Raw genomic sequence first — 3,944 nt, forward strand, 5'->3', positions numbered from 1 at the left:
CCATAACCTAGAGCAAACTGGTTCTGACCCATTGTGTACATGCCCTGCAAACCAATGTAATCAACTGTATCTGACATGCTTTCGTAACCAAGCATTACAGTAATATCATCCATTGAGTAAGTAGCACCTAAACCAATAGTATCTTCTGCTTCAACACCAGCTTCTTCGCGACCCATAGAGTATGCAAAAGCAAGTTCAAGGTTATCCATAGCGTATTTAGCAGCTAAAGCACCAGCGAATACAGAGCTGCTTTCAACTGGCAAAGTTACACCAACAGTTAAACCGTCAGCAATCTCAGGAGAAACATATTGTAGGTTCTCAACTTCGCTATCTGCAGCCAATTCGCCTTCTAAGCCAACAAACTCAGAAGTGTCTGTTACGTCTACCCACTCATATACTGTGTCATCAACACCGTATTGAACAGAACCGAAGTCACCTTTAACACCAACATAGATTTCATCAGACTGGTTGATACCAGCTGTAGTTTCGTCTGCGTCGAATTCAAATTCTACTTTAGCAAAAGCAGTTACGCCTTCAGAAACCATGTGAGAGTGAGTCAAACCAAAAGTAGAGTCACTATCCATTACAGCGTTGGCAGTATTTCCGTCAGCATCTGCATGTACATATGCAACATCGATATCACCGTAGAATTCAATACCTTTATCTGCTGCCATTACACCAGTAGATAGAGTAGCTGCTGCTACAGCTGAAGCGATCAGGGTCTTTTTCATTTCGTCTTCCTTTTTTCTGTTAAAATTTTAATGAGAGTCAGGCTCATCCTGGAATCTCGTTAAATATACTTAGCGATTAAATTATTATTAGTTATGCCGTTAATACAGCACCGTTAATACAGCACAGTCTTCCGGCCGCCTATATTATTTATAAAATATGTCAGAAATGTGTCAAAAATCAATTCTTCAGACATGTTCCCAACATAAGTTTCATCTTATATCTGCCAATTACTTAACAAATTAAAATGTGTTTTATCTTTCCTATCAACATATTAAGACAAGTTTGAGCACTAAGGCACGTTACAGCTTGTTAAGGTTTAGACCTGAATGATCTAGATCAAAAACACCCAAGCCTTATTTAATGCCAAGCAAAACTTACTTCACTTTTATATGCGTCATTGCACTTGCAATAAAGATATACCAGTCATTCTCTAGTGGTTAACCAGTACAAACAATATCTTACAAGTCCTTTTTAAAATTAAGCTTAACTATTATTTAGCAGCAAATAAACAAAAGTACAAAAAATAATTACATTTTTCTCGCAAATTAGCCGTTTTGCACCAAAAAAGCTCAAAATCCACTAACAAGCACACAATAACTACACCTCAAGCAAAAAGGTAACCGGCCCGTCATTCACCAGAGAAACTTGCATATCCGCACCAAATACCCCTCTCTGCACACGAACACCTTGCGCCTCGGCCATTTCTCCAAATATCTTATAAAGCTCTTGCGCTCGCCCAGGCTCACTGGCCTCTGAAAAGCTTGGCCGCCGCCCCTTTTTTGTATTCGCTGCCAACGTAAACTGGGAAACCAGCAATAACTCACCTCCTATATCCCTTAGGCTTTTGTTCATTCGACCAGCTTCATCCTCAAAAATACGATAGCCCACTACCTTTTCAAGCAAAGCCTGTGCCGAAGCTTCAGTATCTTGCTTCTCAACGCCCAGCAATAACAAAACCCCTTTAGATATCTCCCCAACCACTTCACCAGAGACCTCGACCGAAGCAGAGCTTACCCGCTGAATCAGACCTTTCACTTTTCTCTCCCAAGCTTAATTAAGCATAATCCTTTAATATGTCATATCGATGACCCACAAAAAAGCCCGCCTCCAAATATGGAGGCGGGCTTAATTATTAAGCTACTTTCTATACAGACTATACAGAAGCTTACTTCTTATTACGCTTTCGCTCAGTCTCGGTAAGAAGCTTCTTACGAATACGAATGCTTTCTGGCGTTACTTCAACCAACTCATCATCTTCGATAAACTCAAGCGCCTGCTCTAGCGTATGCGTAATCGGCGGAACCAAGGTCAAGGCCTCATCGGTACCCGATGCACGAACGTTCGTTAGCTGCTTACCTTTGACCGTATTAACAACCAAGTCATTAGAGCGTGAGTGAATGCCGACAATCTGACCTTCATAAATATCAACACCAGGGCCTAAGAATAAACGGCCACGCTGCTGAACAGTAAACAACGAATAAGCAGTGGTCTTACCTTTGACCATACTCACCAACACACCGTTCTGACGCTCAAAAGAGCCACCAGACTTCACTTCGCCATAGTGATCAAAGACACTCGTCATGATGCCTGAACCAGAAGTCAGCGTCAGGAATAATCCACGGAAACCGATCAAACCACGAGAAGGGATAACAAACTCAAGACGCACACGCCCTTTACCATCCAACTCCATATTGGTTAATTCTGCCTTTCGCAAACCCATTGCTTCCATCACAGGCCCTTGATGCTGCTCTTCAACATCAATTACAACCATCTCATACGGCTCGTGAATCTGGCCATCAACTTCTTTCTGGACAACTTCAGGGCGCGATACCGCCATCTCAAAACCTTCACGACGCATTGTTTCAATCAATACAGAAAGGTGTAATTCACCACGACCCGAGACAACAAACTTGTCCGGCGTATCACCTGGCGCCACTCGTAATGCCACATTGTGAATAAGCTCTTGATCAAGACGGTCCTTAATATTACGCGTCGTAACAAACTTACCTTCCAGGCCTGCAAAAGGAGAATCATTCACCACGAAGGTCATACTTACGGTTGGCTCATCTACGTTTAGTGCTGGCAAAGCCTCTACACACTCCGGGTCACACAAAGTATCTGAAATACCTAAGCCATCAATACCATTGATACAAACAATATCTCCAGCATTCGCCAGTGGCGTCTCAACCTGCTCAAGCCCCATATGAGTTTTGACGTTAAGCACCTTGCCTTTACGCTCATTACCCTTGGCATCTTTAATAATTACTTGCTGATTTGGCTTCAATGTTCCGCGAGTAATACGACCTACACCAATAACACCTACGTAGCTGTCGTAAGCCAATGCAGACACCTGCATCTGGAACATTCCTTCAGGATCTACATCAGGCGCTGGCACTTGTTCTGTGATCATCTCATACAGCGGCGTCATATCGTCAGCCATATCCTCAGGGTCTGAACCAGCAATACCATTCAGCGCCGACGCATAAATAACAGGGAAGTCTAACTGTTCATCCGTCGCACCCAAGCTATCAAACAAATCGAAAACCTGATCCATCACCCAGTCTGGACGAGCACCCGGGCGATCTATTTTATTGATTACAACAATAGGACGTAAACCCTGCTCAAACGCTTTTGAAGTCACAAAACGAGTTTGAGGCATCGGCCCATCAACGGCATCAACCAACAGCAATACCGAGTCAACCATCGATAATACACGCTCTACTTCGCCACCGAAGTCAGCGTGCCCAGGTGTGTCAACGATATTGATATGATAGTCATTCCATTGAATGGCTGTATTTTTTGCCAGAATGGTAATACCGCGCTCTTTTTCCTGGTCATTGGAGTCCATGATACGCTCAGAACCTTCGTCCCGACGTTCGAGTGTACCCGATTGGCTTAACAACTTATCTACAAGCGTCGTTTTACCATGATCAACGTGAGCAATGATGGCAATATTTCTTAATTTCTCTATCACAATACGGGTACCTGTTATCCTGAAAAGACTAAATCCAAGACTTAAATTAAAAGTAACTGAATATAAATTGGACGCGAATTATACAGAAAGAACGTCATATTAAAATGCAGTAAACAAATATGTTACATTTTAGTTTTTTACTGTCGCACCATTTTATTGCACTAAACAGCATGAAGCACCGCTATGGTGCGCATTACATCGTAAAAATCCACTGATACTCCCTTCCAGCCACCTATTT

3 protein-coding genes are annotated in these 3,944 nt (G+C 42.7%); all 3 read right to left on the reverse strand.

Going from position 1 to position 3,944, the window contains the following annotated elements; genetic code table 11:
* A partial coding sequence (locus tag A3766_RS15350) for a porin (RefSeq protein ID WP_068642464.1) occupies positions 1 to 731 on the reverse strand: 731 nt, incomplete at its 3' end.
* A 598-nt stretch (positions 732 to 1,329) separates the two neighbouring features.
* Positions 1,330 to 1,767: a D-aminoacyl-tRNA deacylase gene (dtd, locus tag A3766_RS15355; RefSeq protein WP_068510233.1), complete on the reverse strand. Its 438-nt coding sequence runs from the start codon at positions 1,765 to 1,767 to the stop codon at positions 1,330 to 1,332.
* A 130-nt stretch (positions 1,768 to 1,897) separates the two neighbouring features.
* Complete coding sequence (gene typA / locus A3766_RS15360) at positions 1,898 to 3,706, reverse strand: translational GTPase TypA (RefSeq protein ID WP_068510231.1); 1,809 nt, start codon at positions 3,704 to 3,706, stop codon at positions 1,898 to 1,900.
* Positions 3,707 to 3,944 lie beyond the last annotated feature (238 nt).

Source organism: Oleiphilus sp. HI0132 (assembly GCF_001635845.1).